Raw genomic sequence first — 21,740 nt, 5'->3', positions numbered from 1 at the left:
TTAAAATGGTGGCGGCTGATAAAGTTAAACGAAGGGGAAGCGTGCCGTTGGGGTCGTAGCGACGCCAGTCGCCGGAGCGCCCCAGGTGCGTTAACCCCTTCGCTCACAAGAATCTCTTCGCAGTTAAACCCGATGTTCTTGCGGTTGCATCCGGTGAGATAACGGCCACCAGCACAGCAAAATCAAGACTGCCATAGCAAACATCAGCAGCCCCAGGCTGAATTGCCCGGTTTGCGGCAACATCGCTGATAACCAGGTCGCCAGACCTGAACCGACATTCTGTAACCCGCCGACCAAAGCCCCCGCCGCACCGGCCAGATAAGGGAATGGCTCCATCGCCCCTGTCGTGGCAAGCGGGAATAACATCCCAGCACCAAAGAAGAACAGCGCCGCCGGTATCACCAGCGTCCAAATATTCATAATGCCAAACCAGCCAGGTATCCACATCATCAAGCCCGCCAGCAGACAACTGATCACTGAATGCCACATCAGGTTATGGAAGGTTTTACCATCGCGACCGGCATACCATGCACCAAAGAACGCGGCAGGAATGGGCAGGATAAATAAGATACTGACCGTCACCCCGCTCAACCCCAGCACACCGCCCATCAACACACCGGCGCTGGCCTCAAACACTGCAATTCCCGCCAATGCTCCAATCAGCATCACCAAATAACAGCTAAAGGCGCGGTCTGATAATAATAAGCGGAAGCTGGCCAGCATGCGCCGCTTCTCAGTCTGCTCCGGGCGAGTTTCTGGCAACCAACGGAACATGCAAAATGCCACGCCACCACATAAAAAAAGCAGGAAAGCATAGCATGCACGCCAGCCAAACAGGCTTGCCAGCACCCCACCGATGACCGGAGCCATGAGCGGGCTGACTAAAATACCCATGTTCAGCATACTGTTAGCGTAACGCAGTGCGGTGCCAGCATATAAATCTCGCGGCATGGTTCGTGCCATCACACCTGCGACACCCGTCCCCATACCTTGCAAAGCACTGGCCGCGACCAACAGAGACAAGCTATTTGCCAACCAGGCACCTAATGCACCCAGCATAAATATCATCATGCCCGCCAATATGACTGGCCGACGCCCAACCCGGTCAGATAGTGGGCCGTAAATCAGTTGCGAGAAGCCATAGGTTAATAAATAGGCCGCCATCACGCGCTGCACAGTGCCGGGACGCACCGAGAGGTCGCGGGCGATATCCGCGACAACAGGAACGTAAATGGTTTGTGCCATTTGACCGACTGCAACTAACAGAATCAACATCACCAGCAGGTGGAAATTTTCTATTTTTCTCATAATCTTAACTAATTGTTAGCCGGACTTCGTGTCACATATACCTGGCAGCGAAAGCCATATTTTGCGACACACCTCACTATTTTTGCGACACCACTTACTGGGCGCATAAGCTAACAAATTCAGATTTTTTAGCGAGCCAGCACGACATATTGCCAAATAGCCAACTGGCAGATAAAAACACCATTGTCGTAAAGTTAACTGTCCATATTTCGTGGCTACAGCAAGAGCGAAGGGTGTCACACGTAATCGATAATACTTTTCAACCAAATGACCTAAAATATCGCCTGCGCTTTAGGTACTCCTTTCGATAAGTATTTGAATAAAGGGAATCAGAATTATGGCTGAATGGGTTAGCGGCAAAATTACTCACATTGAACACTGGACGGACGCGTTGTTCAGTATTCGGGTCAATGCGCCAATTGATCCCTTTACTGCCGGTCAATTTGCCAAGCTGGCTTTAGATATTGACGGCGAGCGGGTACAGCGGGCCTATTCCTACGTCAATGCGCCAAGTGACGAGAATCTGGAGTTCTATCTGGTCACCGTGCCAGAGGGGAAACTCAGCCCACGACTTGACCAACTGGCAGTGGGTGGCGAAGTGATGGTGACCAAGCAAGCGGCGGGCTTCTTTGTGTTGGAAGAAATTCCGGATTGCGACACGTTATGGATGCTGGCAACCGGCACGGCCATTGGCCCGTATCTGTCTATTTTGCAGGAAGGGCGTGATTTGGAGCGCTTTAAAAATCTGGTGCTGGTTCATGCAGCTCGCTTTGCCCGCGACCTTAGTTATCTGCCGCTAATGCAACAGCTCGAGCAGCGCTATAACGGCAAATTGCGTATCCAGACGGTTGTCAGCCGTGAAGAATCCCCAGGGTCATTGACCGGCAGAGTCCCCGCACTGATTGAAAATGGCTCACTGGAAGCGGCAGTCGGCTTGAAAATTGATGCGGAAGATAGCCACGTCATGCTGTGCGGTAACCCGCAAATGGTACGTGATACTCAGCAAATACTGAAAGAACAACGCGGGATGCGTAAACATTTACGCCGTAAACCAGGGCATATGACCAGCGAACAATATTGGTAACAAACGGTACTGGTAAGACTCAGTACCTTATATTCAAGGGCGCAATAGCGCCCGTGGACAGCTAACAAAGTCAAATGAAGGGGAATCGTGCCGTTGGGGTCGTAACGGCGTAAGCCGTCGAAGTGCCCCTAGGTACGGTAAACCCTTCACTCACTGAGTTATGATTAACCTCAGGGGCAATAGCTCTTTTCCTTTATTAAATCTGATTCACTGCTGTGCTTTTTCAGCCAAAAACTTCACCGGCACGGCCTCTGGGCCAAAGCGGTTTTCCCCCTCAGTGCCAAGAAATGCGCCACAGTCGATAAACATCATGACCATAATAAGTGTGGGAATAAATCGCCCAACACCCCATTGCCAGACAGGCGCGAGCATCTGCCAGTTACCGGCCATCAGCATCCATGCCAGTACCACCAATAATGCCCACCAACCGGCTTTATTGCGGTCATGTAGCCGTTTAACCACCACTGCCGCCGTGGGCCACAGTAAAAATACGATAGCAAAAGCGGCGGTCTGAGTTGGCAACCAATTCTGCCCTGCTAATGCGAAAATAATCAGCATTGCCAGTAGCCATAGGCCAATCCAGATCCAAAAATCACGCCGCCCGATACGACCTTTAAACGAAAAACACCACTGCTGTATTGTCATCAATAACTCGATCCATTTAACTGATATAGCCTAAAGTTGATATACACAATAGAGTAACCCAACGCCGCAACTAACCTATAATCTTTGCAGTGAATTTTGACAATCACCACCAATTACCGTTTTAATTCCCTCCACACACTCTTAACAACGGCGTAGCCATGAGAAAAGAAATAACCGCAATGCTGACAATACTGCTGCTAATAGCAACGGTTAGCCGCGCTCATGCCGACCCCGATGCTGGCACTTATCAACAGGCTGAAGAGACTCAACCAACGGCACCTTATCTACTTTCTGGCGCACCAACTTTTGATTTAACTCTGGTGAAATTCCGTGAGCGGTATAATCACGCCAACCCCAGCTTGCCAATCAGTGAGTTTCACGCCATCACGGTAAAAGATGATGCGCCCCCGCTAACCCGGGCAGCCAGCAAGATTAATGAAAACCTCTATGCTTCCACGGCGTTAGAAAGGGGTACGGGTAAGATAAAAACCATACAAATTACTTATTTGCCGATCAAAGGTAGTGAAGAAAAAGCCGCCCGACTGGTCGCGGTAAATTATATGGCAGCACTGATGCGTCAGTTTGAACCCACACTCACACTCGAACAAAGTATCAGTAATGTGCAGCAACTGCTGACCCAGGGCAAAGGATCACCTTTCTTCGCCCATCCTGTCGGCGCAATTCGCTATGTGGTGGCAGATAATGGCGAAAAGGGGCTTACCTTCGCTGTTGAACCGATTAAGCTGTCACTATCTGAAGCATAATCTCGCCGCAATTAATGACGAAAAGCAAAGCCATTACCGCTAATCATCTCTATACTGTTGGACAGGTAAACTGCCTGTCGGGCAGTCATTATTATTGACCCTCGTGTCCCTTTGTTGGAGGAAGAAACATGCGTCATCCATTAGTTATGGGTAACTGGAAACTGAACGGTAGCACTCACATGGTTAACGAGCTTATCGCTAACCTGCGTAAAGAACTGAGCACTGTTGAAGGTTGTGGCGTGGCTATTGCCCCACCAGCTATCTATCTGAGCCAGGCTAAACATGCATTATCAGGCAGCCGTATCGCACTGGGCGCACAGAACGTTGATGTGAATCTGTCTGGTGCATTTACTGGTGAAACCTCTGCTGAAATGCTGAAAGATATTGGTGCTCAATACATCATCATCGGTCACTCTGAACGCCGTACTTATCACAAAGAAAGTGATGAATTCATCGCGAAAAAATTCGGCGTACTGAAAGAAGTCGGCCTGACCCCGGTATTGTGCATCGGTGAAACCGAAGCAGAAAACGAAGCTGGTCAAACTGAAGCTGTGTGCGCTAAGCAATTAGACGCAGTACTGAACACCTTGGGTGCTAAAGCATTCGAAGGCGCGGTTATCGCTTATGAGCCAATCTGGGCTATCGGTACTGGCAAATCAGCAACTCCTGCACAGGCTCAAGCGGTTCACAAATTTATCCGTGACCATATCGCCAAACAAGACGCTGCCATTGCCGCACAAGTTATTATCCAGTACGGCGGTTCTGTTAACGATAAGAACGCAGCAGAACTGTTCACTCAGCCTGATATCGATGGCGCGCTGGTGGGTGGTGCATCACTGAAAGCTGATGCTTTCGCGGTTATCGTGAAAGCAGCCGCAGCAGCTAAAAAAGCCTAATTTAGGTTTTAAGCTGTTTATTGAACCGGGGCAGATGCTCCGGTTTTTTTTTAGTACTTCCAAACAAATCGGGAAGAAAGAGATAAGTTGTGAAAATAATCAAAGCATGGACGTGGCTGATAAAACAAAACGCCCGTAAGCATTAACTTACGGGCGCTGAGTCTACTACTGCTATCAAATCATTATTTTATATTTTCTTACTTTATCGCTTACTAATTTCGTCAAATACGCCGCCGGTTGCGAAATGCACCTGCTGGGCTTTTGTCCAACCACCGAACACATCATCAATGGTAATTAACTTCAGTTGCGGGAATTCCTTGGCAAACTTGGCCGCTACCGCCGGATCACGTGGGCGATAGTAATTCTTCGCGGCGATAGTCTGACCTTCAGGTGAATACAGATATTTCAGATACGCATCAGCCACTTCACGGGTGCCGCGTTTATCAACCACTTTATCCACGACCGAAACCGTCGGTTCAGCCAAAATAGAGATACTTGGCGTGATGATATCAAACTGGTCTTTACCCACTTCATTTACCGCCAGCAGGGCTTCATTTTCCCAGGCAATCAATACATCTCCAATGCCACGTTCAACAAAGGTATTGGTTGCGCCACGTGCACCAGAGTCCAATACTTCCACATTCTTATACAGTTGTTTGACAAACTCTTGCGCTTTAGCCTGATCGTTATTGTTGTGCTCTAACGCGTAGGCCCATGCTGCCAAATAGTTCCAGCGCGCACCGCCAGAAGTTTTCGGATTCGGTGTAATGACCGAGATGCCCGGTTTCACTAAATCCGACCAGTCATGAATCTGTTTTGGGTTCCCTTTACGTACCAGGAAGACGATAGTTGATGTGTAAGGTGCTGAGTTATCCGGCAGGCGCTTAATCCAGTCTTTATCAATACGACCACGCTCAGCAATAGCATCGACGTCATAAGCCAGAGCCAGAGTCACAACATCAGCTTCAATACCATTAATCACCGAGGTCGCCTGCTTACCAGAACCGCCATGTGATTGGCGCACAGTCACTTTGTCACCGGTTTGCTCTTGCCAGTGCTTACTAAATGCCTGGTTATATTGTTGATAAAACTCACGTGTCGGATCATATGACACATTCAGTAATTGAATATCTTTTGCTATGGCACCTGATGCCAGCAGCAGTAATGAAAGACCTACACCCCATTTACGCATTAACCCGCTCCCCAGATTTATTGTTATTAACCAAATTGGTTGGCCTGATACTGAGCGTGCCAGAAACTTTCCTGCCAATTAAAGAATAAAAAATTTTTGATTATACCAATATGAAATATATAACCTGTTAAATGCAAAAAGCCCCCGCGAGCGGAGGCTTTTTTTTCGGGCTATTAACTGTTTTAAAACAGTTTTTTCGCCGTGTCGTACCAATCTTCTTTAAATTTACTTTTCTTGTTTTCTGGCGCGATACAAACGGAGATTAATTCATGCACCATTTTCTCGTTCTGTACACCCACGCAGAAGCCGCCGCGTGAGTAATCATGATTTTCCAACAACAGGTCAACAGCATAAGCGCCCATGCGGGAAGCCAGAATACGGTCATAAGGAACCGGAGCACCACCGCGCTGGATATGACCTAACACTGTGCCACGAGTTTCACGGCCGGTTTCTTGTTCAATGTATTTAGCCAGCTCGTCGATATTGTCCAGTTTTTCGGTAATAGCAACGATAGCGTGCTTTTTACCTTTCTCGATGCCCGCTTTGATTTCAGCAACCAAATCTTCACGTTTGAATTCAACTTCAGGGATCGCGATAAACTCGCAACCTCCGGCAATCGCCGCCGCCAGTGTCAAATCGCCACAATAACGGCCCATCACTTCAACGATGGAAATGCGCTGATGTGAAGAAGAAGTATCACGTAAGCGGTCAATAGCTTCTACTACAGTACCCAATGCAGTGAAGAAACCAATAGTGTAGTCAGTACCAGCCACATCGTTATCAATGGTGCCCGGTAAACCGACACAGTGAATACCACCTTCTTTGGTCAGCAAGTCTGCACCAGCATAAGAACCGTCACCACCGATAACCACCAGGCCATCAATGCCACGCTCTTTCATGTTCTGTAAGGCGACTTTACGTTTTTCCGGATCACGGAACTCTGGGAAACGCGCTGAACCGAGGAAAGTACCACCGCGGTTAATCATATCTGACACGCTATAGCGGTCCAGCTTCCTCATGCGATTCTCAAACAAGCCAAGATAGCCATCTTCAATACCGTAAACTTCCAATCCTGCTGACAAAGCTGCACGAACAACCCCACGAATGGCTGCATTCATACCCGGCGCATCACCGCCGCTTGTTAGTACACCGATTTTCTTGACCATGACTACCTCTGAACTTGTAGATGCGATTTTTTAAAATTCTTTATTTGCCGATTATGTCTTGCACAGGCGAACAGTACAGAAAATCAGCTTGATGAGCTTAATATTGAATATTATAGCAAAAAGACCAAGCTGAATTGATTCAAGTCATGCCATTTGGCGGTATTTTCTTCATGATTGAACCATTATGTAACCACAGTTTACCTGTAGTTAATGTAGCAATAACTGATGAATAAATTATAACTCCCAATGCGCATGACGTTCTTTTGGCACCACCGCAGTAGGATCTTGATGGATAAGGATATCGGCACCTGGGAACCGATGTAATAATGCCCGTTCCACTTGATCCGCCAAAATATGCGCTTCCATCAACGGCAGCATATCCTCCATTTCGAGATGGAGTTGGATAAAACGTGTTGGCCCCGACTGGCGAGTACGTAAATCATGAGCGCCAATCACCCCCGGCCATGACGTCACAATATTGATAATTTCCTGCCGTTCATCATCGGGTAATGCGCGATCCAGCAAGGCTTGCACCGCCTCATACCCCATACGCAGTGCGCTATAGAGAATATAAACCCCAATCCCCAATGCAAACAACGCATCCGCCCGATGAAACCCATACCAACTCAATGCCAATGCAATAAGAATAGCACCATTCATCATGACGTCAGATTGATAGTGCAACATATCAGCTCGAATAGCCTGGCTTTGCGTTTTTCGTACCACCCAGCGCTGAAAAGTAACTAATATCAATGTACTGAATAATGCGATTAATGTGACCCAGATACCAAGGCCTGGGTCTTGCAATGGCTCCGGTGAGGCCAGATGCTGAAAACCAGTCAGGAACAGGAATAATGCCGAACCGGAAATAAACATACTTTGCGCCAGCGCGGCCAGTGATTCGGCCTTACCATGACCAAAAGTGTGTTCTTCATCAGCTGGTTGCAGCGAGTAGCGCACCACAAAAAGGTTGGTCAAAGAGGCAGCCAGATCCACCAGTGAGTCAACTAACGCGGCCAACAAACTCACTGATCCGGTATGCCACCAGGCAAAAATTTTAATTATCAGTAAGATTGATGCCAGCACAGTGGCACTGAGCGCAGCAGCTTTAACCAGGCGCGCATATTGCGGATCCATAACTCATTCCGAATAATATTCAGGGGTTATTAGTATAACGGAATTGAGACAAAAAAAAGCCCTCCATCATGGAGGGCGAAAGACAGGGATGGTGTCTATGGCAAGGAAAACAGGGTATTACTGGGTACTACTTACTTCTGGGCAGAAGAGGGTTGTGCTGCTGGCGCCTGCTGCATTTTCTCAATGCGCTGCTGGTGCTTTTGGTTCAGGGCAGCTTTTTGCTCTGGTGTGAGCAAGTTAAACATTTGGTTACGCACCTTGGCCATTTCGACCTGACGGTCAATCTGGTCTTTAGACATTTTCTCGGCCTGCGCTCTCACAGCAGCTTCGTCGAATTTGTCTGCGGTAATCAGCTTGTGCATTGCTTCACGGTCAGCGAGATCAACTCGAGGTTGGTCTTGGCGAGATTGACGCATCAGGTCACGCATTTGCTGGCGTTGCTGTTCGGTCAGATTGACGCCATCAAACATGTTATGGTGACCGCGACCGTCTTTCTTGTTCATCATCGCACCGTCACCGTGGCACCAGCCATCAGTGGCCCCAGCCTTATCACCGGCGAAGGCGGCTTGAGAGCCGAGAACTAACATTGACGCCATGATTAACGTTGCTACTTTAGTTACTTTGCGCATCATTTAACTCCTGGTTTCTATCTGCTAAGCGATTTACTGCTCTGCGATTCAATGAGGAGCAGTCTACCGGCCCGGCTGCAAACTAGCGTCAGTGCATGTAAAACTGGGGTCAGGGCATGTAAAGCTAAGTAAAGTCATGGAATACCGGCAATTGATAACGTATTTTGCGTCAAGAGGAGAAACAATTATGCATAAAATCCTATTGGTTGATGATGATCGTGAACTGACGTCGCTATTGAAAGAATTACTGGAAATGGAAGGTTTTAATGTTGTTGTTGCTCACGATGGTGAACAAGCATTGAACCTGCTGGACAGTTCTATCGACTTGTTATTACTTGATATTATGATGCCACGCAAAAATGGTATCGAAACCTTGAAAGAGTTACGTCAACACCACCAGACCCCAGTGATTATGCTGACGGCTCGTGGTAGTGATTTAGATCGGGTGCTGGGTCTGGAGCTGGGGGCGGATGATTATCTCGCAAAACCGTTTAATGACCGTGAACTGGTGGCTCGCATTCGGGCTATCTTGCGCCGCTCGAACTGGAGTGAGCAGCAGCAAAATGTCGATCAAAGCGCGCCAACACTGGAAGTTGATTGCCTGCAATTGAATCCGGGCCGTCAAGAAGCCAGCTTTGAAGGGCAGTCTCTGGAACTGACCGGGACTGAATTTACCTTACTCTACCTGTTGGCCCAGCATCTCGGCCAAGTGGTATCACGCGAACACCTCAGCCAGGAAGTGCTGGGGAAACGATTGACACCTTTTGATCGTGCTATTGATATGCATATTTCAAATCTGCGCCGCAAATTGCCGGACCGTAAAGACGGGCTACCTTGGTTTAAAACCCTGCGCGGACGCGGGTATCTGATGGTCTCTGAAACATGATTAACAGTTTAACGACGCGAATTTTTGCGATTTTCTGGTTTACCTTAGCGCTGGTATTAATGCTGGTGTTGATGGTGCCAAAGCTCGATTCACGTCAAATGACCACCTTGCTCGATAGCGAACAGCGTCAGGGAACGATGCTGGAGCAACACATTGAGGCCGAACTGGCCAGCGACCCGGCCAACGATCTCATGTGGTGGCGCAGGCTTTATCGCGCCATCGAAAAGTGGGCGCCGCCGGGTCAACATTTAGTATTAGTGACCACCGAGGGCCGTGTCATCGGGGCTCAGCGTCACGAAATGCAAATGGTGCGTAACTTTATCGGGCAGTCAGATAACTCAGATCAGCCGAAAAAGAAAAAATATGGCCGCGTTGAGATGGTCGGGCCATTCTCTATTCGCGATGGAGAGGATAACTATCAACTCTATCTGCTGCGCCCTGCCAGCAGCCCACAATCAGATTTTATTAATTTGATGTTTGACCGGCCGCTGTTGTTATTGATTGCCACCATGCTCATCAGTGCACCGCTGCTGCTATGGCTGGCATGGAGTCTGGCAAAACCGGCGCGTAAGTTGAAAAATGCCGCTGATGATGTAGCGCGAGGTAACCTGAAACAGCACCCTGAGCTGGAGTCCGGGCCACAAGAATTTTTGGCCACCGGTGCCAGTTTTAACCAGATGATCAGTGCACTCGACAGGATGGTTGTAGCCCAGCAACGGCTGATTTCTGATATCTCCCATGAATTGCGTACTCCACTAACCCGCCTACAATTGGCGACTGCGCTGATGCGCCGCCGTCATGGTGAAGGTAAGGAACTGGAGCGCATCGAAATGGAAGCGCAACGGCTAGATAGCATGATCAACGATTTACTGGTGTTATCCCGTAGTCAGCATAAAAACGAGTTACATCGCGAGCCGATTAAGGCCAATGAACTTTGGTCTGATGTGCTGGAAAACGCACAGTTCGAAGCCGACCAAATGGGCAAAACATTGGAAGTGACTTCCCCTCCGGGGCCTTGGACCTTATTTGGCAATCCTGCGGCCCTTGACAGCGCGCTAGAGAATATCGTGCGTAATGCACTGCGTTACTCTCATCATCACATTGCTGTGGCATTCAGTTCGGATAATCAAGGGGTAACTATCACTGTCGATGATGATGGGCCAGGTGTCAGCCCAGAGGACCGTGAGCAGATATTCCGGCCATTCTACCGCACTGATGAAGCGCGAGATCGTGAGTCTGGCGGGACAGGTTTGGGATTGGCTATTGTGGAAACGGCGGTTAATCAGCATCGCGGTTGGGTGCGAGCCGAGGACAGCCCATTAGGCGGGCTGCGCCTGATAATCTGGCTGCCACTGCATCCACTTAAAGTTTAATACGTTTCTTGCGCACCTGGCTTATTAGCTGTAATGCCAAGTGCGCAAGGTATCATCTCGACAAGCCGATCATGCCGGATCGGGCTGATCCCAGGCTTCCTGCTGCTCTTTTTCCAGTAACCGCTTCTTGCGCTCAATCCCCCAGCGATAGCCTGACAATGCGCCATCCTGGCGAATGACCCGGTGGCAAGGAATAGCAACAGCTAACATGTTGGCAGCACAAGCACCCGCCACTGCTCGTACCGCTTTCGGTGCGCCAATTTTAGCGGCGATATCAGCATAGCTGGCAGTATCTCCAGCCGGTATTTCTCGCAATGCTTGCCAAACCCGCTGTTGGAATGCCGTACCACGAATATCCAGTGGCAAATCCAGCCCAAGCTGCGGAGCCTCGACCAACCCTACCACCTGCGCGAACCATTGCTCAAACTCAGCATCCCCACCGATCAACTCCGCCTGAGGAAACTTATCCTGCAATTGCTGCACCAGTAGAGCCGGGTCATCACCTAACAAAATAGCGCATATCCCCAGTTCACTTTTTGCCATCAGGATTGCGCCGAGAGAGCTTTCCCCAACAGCAAAACGCAGTGTGGTATCGCGGCCACCCTGGCGGTAGCGAGTCGGCGTCATGCCCAATAACTGATTAGATTGCTCGTAAAAACGACCATTAGAGTTATACCCGGCTTCAAAAATTGCATCTGTCACCGAACCTTTCCCCGCTAATTGCTGACGAATGCGCGCATTGCGAGTCGCGGAGGCATACGCTTTGGGAGTTAGCCCGGTAATGGATTTAAATAACCGGTGGAAATGAAAAGTACTGAGATTCAATTCAGCCGCCAATGCATCAAGTGTAAAGGGCGTTTCGGCTTGCTCAATTAATCGACATGCCTGGCTGATTTTCTCTGCGTGCTGCTGCGCTTGGGATAACTGAGTAGGCCGGCAACGTTTACATGGCCGATAACCGGCAAGCTCTGCTGCATCATTATCAGCATAGAATTCAATGTTTTCTACTTTAGCCTGACGGGACGAGCATGAGGGCCGACAATATACACCGGTGGTTTTCACCGCATAAACAAACTGACCATCGGCGGTTTTATCACGGTTAACAATGGCAACCCAACGTGGGTCCGGTGCATTGTCTATAATTCCCCTAACTGATGTCATGATGAATACCCCATTGATACTGACTATGGTGATCAGCTTATAAAAACACCACGGTAGGTACACTCCACTCCTTGCTTTCAAATTTTTGTTTTACGACATCCATCAAGAATAGGCAACCGCTGCACAGGGAGGGGGTTTCTGGTAACCTACGCCCCTCATTCTTGGGGGGACATATGCTTAATATCGTTTTATTTGAACCCGAAATCCCGCCGAATACCGGCAATATTATCCGGTTATGTGCGAATACTGGCTGCCAGCTCCATCTGATTAAACCTTTAGGTTTCACCTGGGATGACAAACGCTTACGCCGCGCGGGTCTTGATTATCATGAGTTTGCTAATATTAAGCACCACCATGACTATCAAGCCTTTTTAGACAGTGAAAACCTCGACGGCGCACAATCTGCTGGCACAAATCCGGCTCGTTTATTTGCCCTGACGACCAAAGGAACACCGGCCCACAGCGCAGTGAATTATCAGGTGAATGATTATCTGCTGTTTGGCCCAGAAACCCGCGGCTTACCACCCAATGTTCTGGATGCATTACCTGCCCAACAGAAAATCAGAATTCCAATGCTTGCCGCCAGCCGCAGCATGAACCTGTCAAATGCCGTATCTGTAGTGGTGTACGAAGCCTGGCGGCAATTAGGTTATCCGGGGGCGTTACTGAAAGAGTAGTTTTTTTGACCAAAATATGTCGGCGGTCGGCTGGCAACTCAATAGAAAGGTGTCTATCCAAAGTAATTGGAGTTGTAGCAAGGCAGCAAACGAACTCATCCCGATGAGCTTATTTATCTAAGATCAACGACAAGTCAGTGATTCGGGTGACAAATCGGTCGGGAACCGATTTGAACGCTGTTTGCAGCGGCCTCGCAGAGGCGAGGCCCATGGACGGGCCGAGTAACGAACGTAGCCAACACCCCTGCAGCTTCAAGGACGAAGGGGATTAGATGCCGTCGCCGTATTCAAACCCGTGGCTCATCCCATTGAAGTGCTGATCCATATCCAACGATGGCTTATCACTCTCTGGTTTACCGACAATGCGAGCTGGCACACCGGCGGCTGTCGTATGGGGAGGTACAGCCTGCAATACCACTGACCCCGCACCAATTTTGGCACCACGGCCGACTTCGATATTTCCCAAAATTTTTGCACCCGCGCCAATCATCACACCTTCACGGATCTTCGGATGACGGTCGCCACTGGTTTTACCGGTCCCCCCCAAGGTGACAGATTGTAGAATGGAAACATCATTCTCAACCACGGCAGTTTCACCAATCACAATACCAGTCGCATGGTCTAGCATGATGCCGCAACCAATGGTTGCCGCAGGGTGGATATCCACACCAAAAGCAACAGAAACTTGATTTTGCAGGTAAATTGCCAGTGCTTTACGATCCTGCGCCCACAACCAGTGGCCGATACGGTAAGCCTGTAAAGCATGGAAACCTTTCAGGTATAGCAACGGCGTGGAATATTTATCAACCGCCGGGTCGCGCAATCGTACCGCCAAAATATCGCGGGCAGCAGACACAATCATTTGTGCATCAGCACGATAGGCATCTTCAACCACTTCGCGGATGGCAATAGCAGGCATGATAGGATTTGCCAATTTATTCGCCAGAATATAGCTCAGTGCACTGCCTAAATTCTCATGCTTCAATAATGTCGCATGAAAAAAACTTGCCAGCATGGGTTCACACTCGGCCAGTGCTCTCGCTTCTGATTTAATGCTACTCCAAACCAGCTCTAACTCTTCTGACGACATTGCCTACTCCTGCCCATAAACAAGCCACTTCGGGGAACGACCGAAGCGACTGATACCCTAAGCTCCTGAAACAACACCAAGGATTGTGGGTATATCTTTATTATTTTATTTCAGCTGAACAACTAAATGCCGCTTTTCTCGTCTTTTTTGGTCCGACCCAATAAGGTCAGTGCCGCTTCACGCGCATTTTTGTGGCTGTACAGCACCTGATAAATTTGTTCAGTGATTGGCATCTCTACACCATTACGCTGAGCCAGCGCCAGAACTTCCTTGGTATTGCGGTAACCTTCAACCACTTGACCAATTTTATCCTGCGCCTCTTGTACGCCTAATCCCTGACCAAGCATGATGCCAAACCGACGATTACGGGATTGGTTATCTGTGCAGGTTAGCACCAAATCACCTAGCCCTGCCATGCCCATAAAGGTGGAGGGATCCGCACCTAATGCAGAACCAAGACGCGTCATTTCTGCCAAACCACGGGTTATCAATGCGGTTCGCGCATTTGCGCCAAAACCAATACCATCGGACATCCCGGCACCAATCGCAATCACGTTTTTAACCGCGCCACCAAGTTGCACCCCGATAAAGTCAGGATTGCTGTAAACGCGGAAACTTTTACCACAGTGCAACAGCTGTTGCAGGTCTTCACTAAACTGCACATCAGTCGATGCCAGTGCAATTGCAGTGGGTAAACCGGCGGCCAGCTCTTTGGCAAAGGTCGGCCCAGAAACCACAGCCAGCGGAATGCTCTCTCCCAGCACTTCCCTCGCGACATCAGCCAGCAAGCGGCCGGTTTCTGCCTCAAGCCCTTTGGTTGCCCAAACAATACGCGCATCTGGGCGTAAGTGTGGTTTGAGCTGGTTCAATACCGCCCCGAAGACATGGCTGGGTACTACCACCAGCACATCACGACTGGCAGCCAGCGCACGTGCCAGGTCAGTTTCCAATAACAAGGTGTCGGGGAAAGGGACATCGGGCAGGAAGGCCTGGTTACAACGGTCGTGTTGCAGAGTTTGAATATGTTTAGGGTCGTGACCCCATAACACGACTTGATGGCCATTACGCGCTAGCGTAATGGCTAATGCGGTGCCGTAAGATCCGGCACCGATGACAGTCATTGAAGCATGGGTGGTGTTCATCAGGCATCCTGACGTTGTTCAGCACCTTCGCCTTCAGCCTGCTGTTGCAGATAGTTCATGAACAGGGCATCAAAGTTAACCGGTGCCAGATTCAGCTGTGGGAAAGTACCGCGAGAAACCAGACTGGTGATGCATTCACGCGCATACGGGAACAGAATGTTCGGGCAGTATGCACCTAAGCAATGTGCCAACTGAGTACCGTCGATACCTGCGATGGAGAAGATACCGCCCTGCTGTACTTCACACAGGAATGCCGTTTCTTCGCCCAAAGAGGCCGTTACAGTCACACGCAGTACTACTTCATACACATCTTCAGCCAGCTGACTGGAAGCAGTATCAAGATCAAGTTTAACTTCTGGCTGCCAATCCTGCTGAAAAACCTGCGGAGCATTTGGTGCTTCGAAAGAGATATCTTTGGTGTAGATACGTTGGATCTGGAAAGCCATCTCGGTGTTGTTTTGTTCTGACATGTGTATAGATACCCTAAAGTTAGACGTCCTTATTAAACAGCACTTTCGCCGTGGGCTCTTTCCATTACATTAATGGGGCCCACTGACGAGTTAAAGCAGCGGGTCAAGCCCACCGCGCGCATCCAGGGCGTGTAAATCATCACAGCCGCCGATATGCTGCCCATCAATAAATACCTGAGGCACCGTCGTCCGCCCGCTGCGAGCAATCATCTCTTCACGTTTGGCTGGGTCGTTATCAATTGCGATTTCATGAAAAGCGGCGCCTTTACTGTTCAGTAGCGCTTTAGCACGGTGACAGAATGGGCAGGTTGCTTTGGTATAAATCTCAATTTTCGCCATGGTACACCTCAGTTAAAGTTACAATCTATTGATATAGCGAATATAAATATTACTTACCGCGCGCCAGTGGCAGATTCTCGCCACTCCAGCCGGAGATACCTTCTTTCAAGGTAAACACCCGCTCAAAACCAGCTTTGCTCAGCAGCTCAGCAGAAGCACGGGAGGTTGTCCCTGTGGCACAAACTACAATGATAGGCTGTGCTTTATGCTTTTCCAACTCCGCCAGATTGCCGTTTTTAATATCACTTGGCAGCAAATTAATTGAGCTGGCGATATGACCCTTGCGGTAATCATCACGAGTGCGGATATCGACCACCACCGCATCTTCTTTATTAATCAGGCGCGTCGCTTCACCACGAGTAATCTCTTTGACTTTTGACAGCGTCGTTTTAAAGCTGGTGAAAATGACGGCGACGAACAACGCCACCCAAGCCAAGCTCAACACCGGATGCTGGCTAATGAATTGCATAATTTCTTGCAACATGGGGGTAAAAACTCCCGTTAGTTAGGGGATAATATTCAAGGTCACAGAGTATACCTGCGCGTTGCGGCAAATACAGCCAATATGCAAGTGCTATTGCAGAAACTGCGAGCAATCTCGGGAAGTTTTATCGTCCCTTTGGTGATTTTTACGCAAAACCCCACACCAATGTTGATCTCTTTGGGCTATTTTTAACCGGTTTTGTAGTAAATTACCGCCTTTCTAATAAGAAAGAGGTTATGCAATGTCGAGCACTAAAAAACCGCTGGTTCTGACAATTCTGGATGGCTATGGCCACCGCGAAGAGCAGCAAGATAATGCCATTCTGAATGCTAAAACTCCGGTTATGGATCGTTTATGGCAGCAACAGCCTCATACCTTGATTGCCGCTTCAGGTCTGGATGTTGGTTTACCAGATGGGCAAATGGGTAACTCCGAAGTGGGTCACGTCAATCTGGGCGCGGGTCGTATTGTTTACCAGGATTTGACCCGCCTCGACAAAGAAATCAAAGACGGTGATTTTTTCACCAACCCAACCCTGACTGCCGCCGTGGATAAAGCGGTTAAAGCAGGCAAAGCTGTCCATATCATGGGCCTGCTATCTGCCGGTGGTGTGCATAGTCATGAAGACCACATTCTGGCGATGGTTGAACTGGCAGCCAAACGTGGTGCCACAGCAATTTACCTACATGCATTCCTCGATGGACGTGACACCCCGCCGCGTAGTGCTGAGCCTTCACTGAAACGATTCACTGAAAAATTTGCAGCGCTGGGTAAAGGCCGCATTGCCTCTATCATTGGCCGCTACTATGCCATGGATCGCGATAACCGCTGGGATCGTGTACAGCTGGCCTACGACTTGCTGACTCAGGCAAAAGGCGAGTTCACCGCAGATAACGCGGTTGCCGGCTTGCAAGCCGCTTACGCACGTAATGAAAATGATGAATTCGTCAAACCAACCGTTATTCAAGCCGCAGGTGAACCCGATGCGGCCATGAACGATGGTGATGCGTTGATTTTCATGAACTTCCGTGCTGACCGCGCCCGCCAAATCACCCGCACCTTTGTGAATGCCGACTTTGACGGCTTCAAACGCGATAAAGTGGTTAACTTCGGCGATTTTGTGATGCTAACTGAGTATGCGGCAGATATTAAAGTTGCCTGTGCTTATCCGCCAGCCTCTCTGGAGAATACCTTCGGTGAGTGGCTGATGAAGCATGACAAAACACAGTTGCGCATTTCTGAAACCGAAAAATATGCTCACGTCACTTTCTTCTATAACGGCGGCGTTGAAGAACCATTTAAAGGTGAAGATCGCATTCTGATTAACTCACCAAAAGTGGCAACCTATGATCTGCAACCAGAAATGAGTTCAGCAGAACTGACTGAGAAATTGGTCGGGGCTATCGCCAGCGGCAAATATGATGTGATCATTTGTAACTACCCGAATGGCGATATGGTCGGCCATACCGGTGATTACGATGCCGCAGTAAAAGCAGTAGAAACTCTGGATAATTGCATTGAACAGGTGGTTGCCGCCGTGAAAGCAGTGGATGGCCAATTGCTTATTACCGCAGACCACGGCAATGCTGAGCAGATGCGTGACCCGGCGACCGGTCAGGCGCACACCGCCCATACCAGCCTGCCTGTTCCGCTGATTTATGTCGGCAATAAAGAAGTGAAAGCAGTCGAAGGTGGCAAACTTTCTGATATCGCACCAACCATGCTGTCACTGATGGAAATGGAAATCCCGCAAGAGATGACTGGTAAGCCGCTGTTCATCGTGGAATAATCCTTCGTTATGAAGGAAAAGGCGTCATTTGCTATATCAATGGTTACGGAAGATACCATCTCCGGCAATACAAGGCGCTTGTCTGCGTTGCCGAATAAATTGATGCGTCGTCCGTGGTCAGCACTGTACGCCAGCGTTTTTTGCGCTGGCGTATTGTTGTTGCCATTATCCAGCCATGCTGCTGATGCCCCAGCTGCAAAAACAGCAGATAACAAAACCCAGTTGAAAACTATTCAGCAAGATATCGCTGAAAAAGAAAAAAGTGTCCAGCAACAAAAGCAGCAACGTAGTGCCTTGCTCGACCAATTGAAACAACAAGAAAATACTATTGCTCAGGCCAGTCGCAGCTTGCGCGAAACTCAAAGTACATTGACGGAACTGGATAAAGAAATATCCAGTCTCACTGCCTCGATTGGTAAGCTACAAACGCAGCAATCCCAACAGCAAAACTTGCTGTCAAAACAACTTGATGCAGCCTTTAAGCAAGGTCAGCACAGTGGTTTACAACTCATTTTAAGTGGTGAAGAGAGCCAACGCAGTGAGCGTATTTTGGCCTATTTCAGTTATCTCAATGAAGCTAGACAAAAATCCATTGAGGAGTTGAAACAAACCCGCACCGATTTATCTGTTGAGAAAAAAACGCTGGAGCAAAAGAAAAACCAGCAAAAAGTTTTATTGGATGAGCAGAAAGCTCAGCAGCAAAAGCTGGAAGAAGCTCGAACTGCGCGCAAGAAAACCCTCACTTCGTTGGAAGCCTCGTTGGAAAAAGATCAACAAGGTCTGGCGGAGCTAAAACTGAACGAATCACGTTTGCGTGATCAAATCGCCAAAGCCGAACGTGAAGCCAAAGCCCGTGCAGAGCGGGAAGCGAAAGAAGCGGCCCGTGTACGCGAACAAGTTAAAGCCAAAGAGCAACAAGCCAAGAAAACCGGTTCCAGCTACAAACCAAGTGAAAGTGAACGCTCATTAATGGCGCGAACGGGTGGTTTGGGGCGTCCAGGTGGTCAAGCCGTCTGGCCTGTTCGGGGTAACGTAACCCATCGCTTCGGCGAAGCCTTGCAAGGTGAGCTCCGCTGGAAAGGTATGGTCATTTCCGCACCGGAAGGAAGCGAAGTCAAAGCGATTGCGGATGGCCGGGTGCTACTGGCAGACTGGTTGCAGGGTTATGGCCTGGTCGTGGTGGTTGAGCACGGCAAAGGTGATATGAGTTTATATGGCTATAACCAAAGCGCGCTGGTCAATGTTGGCGCTCAGGTGAAGGCAGGCCAGCCGATAGCACTGGTCGGCACCAGTGGCGGTCAGGGTGAGCCATCACTCTATTTCGAAATTCGCCGTCAGGGACAAGCCGTTAACCCACAACCTTGGTTAGGAAGATAGAGAACAACATTAGGGAACACCTATTGCGCTATTTCAATACACGTCGGTTAATCATCGTATCCACCCTACTCATCGCTAACACCGCACTGGCGGGTAAACTTTCCATTGTTATTGATGACTTTGGTTATCGCCCGCAGAACGAAAACAAGGTGTTACAGATGCCACTGCCTATTTCGGTGGCTATATTACCTAACGCCCCCTACGCCAAAGAGATGGCTATCAAAGCCCATAATCAAGGGCGAGAAATCCTGATCCACCTGCCGATGGCACCGCTGAGCAAGCAACCGCTGGAGCGCGATACATTACAGCCATCAATGAGTAGCGAAGAGATCCAGCGTATCATTCGCCAGGCGGTTAATAACGTCCCTTACGCTACCGGTATGAATAACCACATGGGTAGCGCCATGACCTCCAGCTTACCGGGCATGCAGAAAGTCATGCAGGTACTGGAGCACTATCAACTCTATTTTCTCGACAGTGTGACCATAGGCAATAGCCAGGCCAGCCGTGCTGCAGAAGGCACTGGCGTCAAAGTGATTAAGCGCAAAGTCTTTTTGGATGACTCACAAAATGAAGCTGCGATCCGCCAACAGTTTAACCGCGCAGTAGAGCTGGCGCGCCGTAATGGCTCGGCGATTGCGATTGGGCACCCGCATCCGGCCACCATTAAAGTGCTGCAACAGATGTTGCCTCAATTACCTGCGGATATTGTATTGGTCAAAGCAAGTGCTCTGCTGAATGAACCGGCACACAATATTACTGAACATAATAATAGTGGCAGCAGCACTGTTTCACCGGGTAAATCAAAGCCGCGTGACCCAGCAAAAGGCCAGCGCCTGAAAGCTATCAAGCAATGCAACGCTAAAGCTGGCTATGCTCCAGAGAAAATCTACGCCGATAAGATGTTTATTGTTTTAGGTGAGAGCTTGATGCAAAGCCCGGCAGTGACATTTGTGCAGAAACATTGGCAGCAATATTTCCCGCCAGCGGCACCCGTGACTCCGGTTGATAAACCTAAAGAGGATAAACCTTAATAAAACGGGGCAGCCATCACCTGACTGCCCCGCTTTCATCTTTGCAACTTCAAGGCCGAAGGGTATTTTAATCCCAGTTTAATATTACCTTACCCGACTTACCCGAACGCATGGCGTCAAAGCCTTGCTGGAATTCATCGATGGAGAAACGATGGGTGATAATCGGGGTTAAATCCAAACCAGATTGAATCAATGCAGCCATTTTGTACCAGGTTTCAAACATCTCGCGGCCATAAATCCCTTTGATAAACAGCCCCTTGAAAATCACCTGATTCCAGTCGATAGACATATCAGATGGCGGTATCCCCAACATCGCAATACGACCACCGTGATTCATTGAATTAAGCAATGCACGGAATGCTGGCGGCGCACCGGACATTTCCAAACCGACATCAAATCCTTCAGTCATCCCCAGTTCGGCCATCACATCATTCAGATTTTCATTGTTGACGTTAACCGCGCGAGTCACACCCATTTTCCGCGCCAGATCCAGACGGTACTCATTCACATCGGTGATGACAACATGGCGAGCACCGACATGCTTACACACCGCAGCAGCCATGATACCAATTGGCCCAGCACCGGAAACCAGCACATCTTCACCAACTAAATCAAAGGATAACGCGGTGTGTACCGCATTACCGAAGGGATCAAAAATGGCCGCAAGTTCATCAGAAATATTGTCAGGAATTTTGAAGGCATTAAAGGCCGGAATCACCAGATATTCGGCAAAAGAACCCGGGCGATTCACACCGACACCCACGGTATTGCGGCAGAGATGGGTACGGCCGCCGCGACAGTTACGGCAATGCCCACAGGTGATATGACCTTCGCCAGACACCCGGTCACCAATACTAAAACCTTTAACTTCCTGACCGATAGCCACAACTTCACCGACATATTCATGGCCGACGACCATCGGAACAGGAATAGTTTTTTGTGACCATTCATCCCAGTTATAAATATGCACATCAGTACCACAAATAGCCGTTTTGCGAATTTTGATCATGATGTCGTTGTGGCCCAGCTCCGGCTGCGCCACGTCGGTCATCCAAATACCTTCTTCTGCTTTTAGTTTGGATAGTGCTTTCATCAAA

At 49.1% G+C, this 21,740-nt stretch carries 22 protein-coding genes; 9 read left to right on the top strand and 13 right to left on the bottom strand.

Translation table 11 applies throughout. The features are described 5' to 3' along the window. Positions 1-123: 123 nt before the first annotated feature. Positions 124-1,308, bottom strand: coding sequence for a multidrug efflux MFS transporter EmrD (emrD, locus tag FTB31_RS21265; RefSeq protein WP_077295670.1), 1,185 nt, complete (start codon positions 1,306-1,308; stop codon positions 124-126). Between the two features lie 337 nt (positions 1,309-1,645). Here emrD and fpr point away from each other — a divergent pair, with 337 nt between their 5' ends. Further along, positions 1,646-2,392 carry a ferredoxin--NADP(+) reductase gene (fpr, locus tag FTB31_RS21260; RefSeq protein WP_227731762.1) on the top strand — a complete coding sequence of 249 codons (747 nt, stop codon included), beginning with the start codon at positions 1,646-1,648 and terminating at the stop codon, positions 2,390-2,392. A 207-nt stretch (positions 2,393-2,599) separates the two neighbouring features. On the opposite strand, the gene FTB31_RS21255 is transcribed toward fpr, so the two are convergent. Beyond that, positions 2,600-3,037 carry a DUF805 domain-containing protein gene (locus FTB31_RS21255; RefSeq protein WP_077175580.1) on the bottom strand — a complete coding sequence of 146 codons (438 nt, stop codon included), beginning with the start codon at positions 3,035-3,037 and terminating at the stop codon, positions 2,600-2,602. 158 nt (positions 3,038-3,195) lie between these two features. On the opposite strand from FTB31_RS21255, the gene FTB31_RS21250 reads away from it, so the two are divergent. Beyond that, positions 3,196-3,801, top strand: a complete 606-nt coding sequence (locus FTB31_RS21250) for a DUF1454 family protein (protein WP_050076948.1) — start codon at positions 3,196-3,198, stop codon at positions 3,799-3,801. Positions 3,802-3,929: 128 nt separating this feature from the next. After that, on the top strand, positions 3,930-4,697 hold the full coding sequence (gene tpiA, locus FTB31_RS21245; RefSeq protein WP_050076947.1) for a triose-phosphate isomerase: 768 nt from the start codon (positions 3,930-3,932) through the stop codon (positions 4,695-4,697). Positions 4,698-4,899: 202 nt separating this feature from the next. Here the strand turns inward: tpiA and FTB31_RS21240 are convergent, their stop codons facing one another. The 4 genes from FTB31_RS21240 to cpxP all read right to left on the bottom strand — a co-directional run bounded on the left by FTB31_RS21240 (position 4,900) and on the right by cpxP (position 8,821). Beyond that, complete coding sequence (locus FTB31_RS21240) at positions 4,900-5,889, bottom strand: sulfate ABC transporter substrate-binding protein (protein ID WP_050076946.1); 990 nt, start codon at positions 5,887-5,889, stop codon at positions 4,900-4,902. A 182-nt stretch (positions 5,890-6,071) separates the two neighbouring features. Beyond that, a complete protein-coding gene (gene pfkA / locus FTB31_RS21235) occupies positions 6,072-7,055 on the bottom strand; it encodes a 6-phosphofructokinase (protein ID WP_005165334.1) in 984 nt (327 codons plus the stop codon). A gap of 234 nt (positions 7,056-7,289) precedes the next feature. Next, positions 7,290-8,192: a CDF family cation-efflux transporter FieF gene (gene fieF / locus FTB31_RS21230; RefSeq protein WP_005175896.1), complete on the bottom strand. Its 903-nt coding sequence runs from the start codon at positions 8,190-8,192 to the stop codon at positions 7,290-7,292. A 131-nt stretch (positions 8,193-8,323) separates the two neighbouring features. Then, on the bottom strand, positions 8,324-8,821 hold the full coding sequence (gene cpxP, locus FTB31_RS21225) for a cell-envelope stress modulator CpxP (protein WP_019080295.1): 498 nt from the start codon (positions 8,819-8,821) through the stop codon (positions 8,324-8,326). 187 nt (positions 8,822-9,008) lie between these two features. Between cpxP and cpxR the strand changes: the two genes are divergently transcribed. Further along, on the top strand, positions 9,009-9,707 hold the full coding sequence (gene cpxR, locus FTB31_RS21220) for an envelope stress response regulator transcription factor CpxR (RefSeq protein WP_050076945.1): 699 nt from the start codon (positions 9,009-9,011) through the stop codon (positions 9,705-9,707). Beyond that, complete coding sequence (cpxA, locus tag FTB31_RS21215) at positions 9,704-11,080, top strand: envelope stress sensor histidine kinase CpxA (protein ID WP_050076944.1); 1,377 nt, start codon at positions 9,704-9,706, stop codon at positions 11,078-11,080. Before cpxR ends, cpxA begins: the two co-directional genes overlap by 4 nt. Before the next feature lie 69 nt (positions 11,081-11,149). Here cpxA and ada read toward each other — a convergent pair whose 3' ends face one another. After that, positions 11,150-12,220: a bifunctional DNA-binding transcriptional regulator/O6-methylguanine-DNA methyltransferase Ada gene (gene ada, locus FTB31_RS21210; RefSeq protein ID WP_155410446.1), complete on the bottom strand. Its 1,071-nt coding sequence runs from the start codon at positions 12,218-12,220 to the stop codon at positions 11,150-11,152. A 194-nt stretch (positions 12,221-12,414) separates the two neighbouring features. Between ada and trmL the strand changes: the two genes are divergently transcribed. Further along, positions 12,415-12,918 carry a tRNA (uridine(34)/cytosine(34)/5-carboxymethylaminomethyluridine(34)-2'-O)-methyltransferase TrmL gene (gene trmL / locus FTB31_RS21205; protein ID WP_019080299.1) on the top strand — a complete coding sequence of 168 codons (504 nt, stop codon included), beginning with the start codon at positions 12,415-12,417 and terminating at the stop codon, positions 12,916-12,918. A gap of 268 nt (positions 12,919-13,186) precedes the next feature. Here the strand turns inward: trmL and cysE are convergent, their stop codons facing one another. The 5 genes from cysE to FTB31_RS21180 all read right to left on the bottom strand — a co-directional run bounded on the left by cysE (position 13,187) and on the right by FTB31_RS21180 (position 16,443). Beyond that, a complete protein-coding gene (cysE, locus tag FTB31_RS21200) occupies positions 13,187-14,008 on the bottom strand; it encodes a serine O-acetyltransferase (RefSeq protein WP_005175907.1) in 822 nt (273 codons plus the stop codon). 122 nt (positions 14,009-14,130) lie between these two features. Beyond that, positions 14,131-15,150: an NAD(P)H-dependent glycerol-3-phosphate dehydrogenase gene (gene gpsA, locus FTB31_RS21195; protein ID WP_050076942.1), complete on the bottom strand. Its 1,020-nt coding sequence runs from the start codon at positions 15,148-15,150 to the stop codon at positions 14,131-14,133. Continuing rightward, positions 15,150-15,620, bottom strand: a complete 471-nt coding sequence (gene secB, locus FTB31_RS21190; RefSeq protein WP_005164715.1) for a protein-export chaperone SecB — start codon at positions 15,618-15,620, stop codon at positions 15,150-15,152. Before secB ends, gpsA begins: the two co-directional genes overlap by 1 nt. A 90-nt stretch (positions 15,621-15,710) precedes the next feature. After that, positions 15,711-15,959: a glutaredoxin 3 gene (grxC, locus tag FTB31_RS21185; protein ID WP_005164717.1), complete on the bottom strand. Its 249-nt coding sequence runs from the start codon at positions 15,957-15,959 to the stop codon at positions 15,711-15,713. Positions 15,960-16,008: 49 nt separating this feature from the next. Further along, entirely contained in the window at positions 16,009-16,443 is a 435-nt protein-coding gene (locus FTB31_RS21180) for a rhodanese-like domain-containing protein (protein ID WP_050076940.1), read from the bottom strand. Positions 16,444-16,684: 241 nt separating this feature from the next. Between FTB31_RS21180 and gpmM the strand changes: the two genes are divergently transcribed. Genes gpmM through FTB31_RS21165 form a run of 3 tightly spaced genes read left to right on the top strand, consistent with a single transcriptional unit; the run spans position 16,685 to position 20,643 of the window. Continuing rightward, the gene (gene gpmM, locus FTB31_RS21175; protein WP_050076939.1) at positions 16,685-18,232 is read left to right on the top strand and encodes a 2,3-bisphosphoglycerate-independent phosphoglycerate mutase; all 1,548 of its coding nucleotides are present in this window, start codon (positions 16,685-16,687) and stop codon (positions 18,230-18,232) included. A 9-nt stretch (positions 18,233-18,241) separates the two neighbouring features. Then, positions 18,242-19,609 (top strand): murein hydrolase activator EnvC, encoded by a 1,368-nt coding sequence (gene envC, locus FTB31_RS21170; RefSeq protein WP_077295664.1) that lies wholly within the window; start codon positions 18,242-18,244, stop codon positions 19,607-19,609. 23 nt (positions 19,610-19,632) lie between these two features. Further along, the gene (locus FTB31_RS21165; protein WP_077175575.1) at positions 19,633-20,643 is read left to right on the top strand and encodes a divergent polysaccharide deacetylase family protein; all 1,011 of its coding nucleotides are present in this window, start codon (positions 19,633-19,635) and stop codon (positions 20,641-20,643) included. A gap of 67 nt (positions 20,644-20,710) precedes the next feature. Here FTB31_RS21165 and tdh read toward each other — a convergent pair whose 3' ends face one another. Further along, positions 20,711-21,736, bottom strand: a complete 1,026-nt coding sequence (gene tdh / locus FTB31_RS21160) for an L-threonine 3-dehydrogenase (protein WP_227726593.1) — start codon at positions 21,734-21,736, stop codon at positions 20,711-20,713. Between the last annotated feature and the right edge of the window lie 4 nt (positions 21,737-21,740).

Source organism: Yersinia proxima, assembly GCF_902170785.1.
Lineage (GTDB): Bacteria > Pseudomonadota > Gammaproteobacteria > Enterobacterales > Enterobacteriaceae > Yersinia > Yersinia proxima.
This window is presented reverse-complemented; position numbering and strand designations above follow the sequence as displayed.

Excerpts from the sequence above, each read along its gene's own strand:
- emrD (WP_077295670.1), bottom strand. The coding sequence starts at position 1,308 with ATGAGAAAAATAGAAAATTTCCACCTGCTGGTGATGTTGATTCTGTTA.
- fpr (WP_227731762.1), top strand. The coding sequence starts at position 1,646 with ATGGCTGAATGGGTTAGCGGCAAAATTACTCACATTGAACACTGGACG.
- FTB31_RS21255 (WP_077175580.1), bottom strand. The coding sequence starts at position 3,037 with ATGACAATACAGCAGTGGTGTTTTTCGTTTAAAGGTCGTATCGGGCGG.
- FTB31_RS21250 (WP_050076948.1), top strand. The coding sequence starts at position 3,196 with ATGAGAAAAGAAATAACCGCAATGCTGACAATACTGCTGCTAATAGCA.
- tpiA (WP_050076947.1), top strand. The coding sequence starts at position 3,930 with ATGCGTCATCCATTAGTTATGGGTAACTGGAAACTGAACGGTAGCACT.
- FTB31_RS21240 (WP_050076946.1), bottom strand. The coding sequence starts at position 5,889 with ATGCGTAAATGGGGTGTAGGTCTTTCATTACTGCTGCTGGCATCAGGT.
- pfkA (WP_005165334.1), bottom strand. The coding sequence starts at position 7,055 with ATGGTCAAGAAAATCGGTGTACTAACAAGCGGCGGTGATGCGCCGGGT.
- fieF (WP_005175896.1), bottom strand. The coding sequence starts at position 8,192 with ATGGATCCGCAATATGCGCGCCTGGTTAAAGCTGCTGCGCTCAGTGCC.
- cpxP (WP_019080295.1), bottom strand. The coding sequence starts at position 8,821 with ATGCGCAAAGTAACTAAAGTAGCAACGTTAATCATGGCGTCAATGTTA.
- cpxR (WP_050076945.1), top strand. The coding sequence starts at position 9,009 with ATGCATAAAATCCTATTGGTTGATGATGATCGTGAACTGACGTCGCTA.
- cpxA (WP_050076944.1), top strand. The coding sequence starts at position 9,704 with ATGATTAACAGTTTAACGACGCGAATTTTTGCGATTTTCTGGTTTACC.
- trmL (WP_019080299.1), top strand. The coding sequence starts at position 12,415 with ATGCTTAATATCGTTTTATTTGAACCCGAAATCCCGCCGAATACCGGC.
- cysE (WP_005175907.1), bottom strand. The coding sequence starts at position 14,008 with ATGTCGTCAGAAGAGTTAGAGCTGGTTTGGAGTAGCATTAAATCAGAA.
- gpsA (WP_050076942.1), bottom strand. The coding sequence starts at position 15,150 with ATGAACACCACCCATGCTTCAATGACTGTCATCGGTGCCGGATCTTAC.
- secB (WP_005164715.1), bottom strand. The coding sequence starts at position 15,620 with ATGTCAGAACAAAACAACACCGAGATGGCTTTCCAGATCCAACGTATC.
- grxC (WP_005164717.1), bottom strand. The coding sequence starts at position 15,959 with ATGGCGAAAATTGAGATTTATACCAAAGCAACCTGCCCATTCTGTCAC.
- FTB31_RS21180 (WP_050076940.1), bottom strand. The coding sequence starts at position 16,443 with ATGTTGCAAGAAATTATGCAATTCATTAGCCAGCATCCGGTGTTGAGC.
- gpmM (WP_050076939.1), top strand. The coding sequence starts at position 16,685 with ATGTCGAGCACTAAAAAACCGCTGGTTCTGACAATTCTGGATGGCTAT.
- envC (WP_077295664.1), top strand. The coding sequence starts at position 18,242 with ATGAAGGAAAAGGCGTCATTTGCTATATCAATGGTTACGGAAGATACC.
- tdh (WP_227726593.1), bottom strand. The coding sequence starts at position 21,736 with ATGAAAGCACTATCCAAACTAAAAGCAGAAGAAGGTATTTGGATGACC.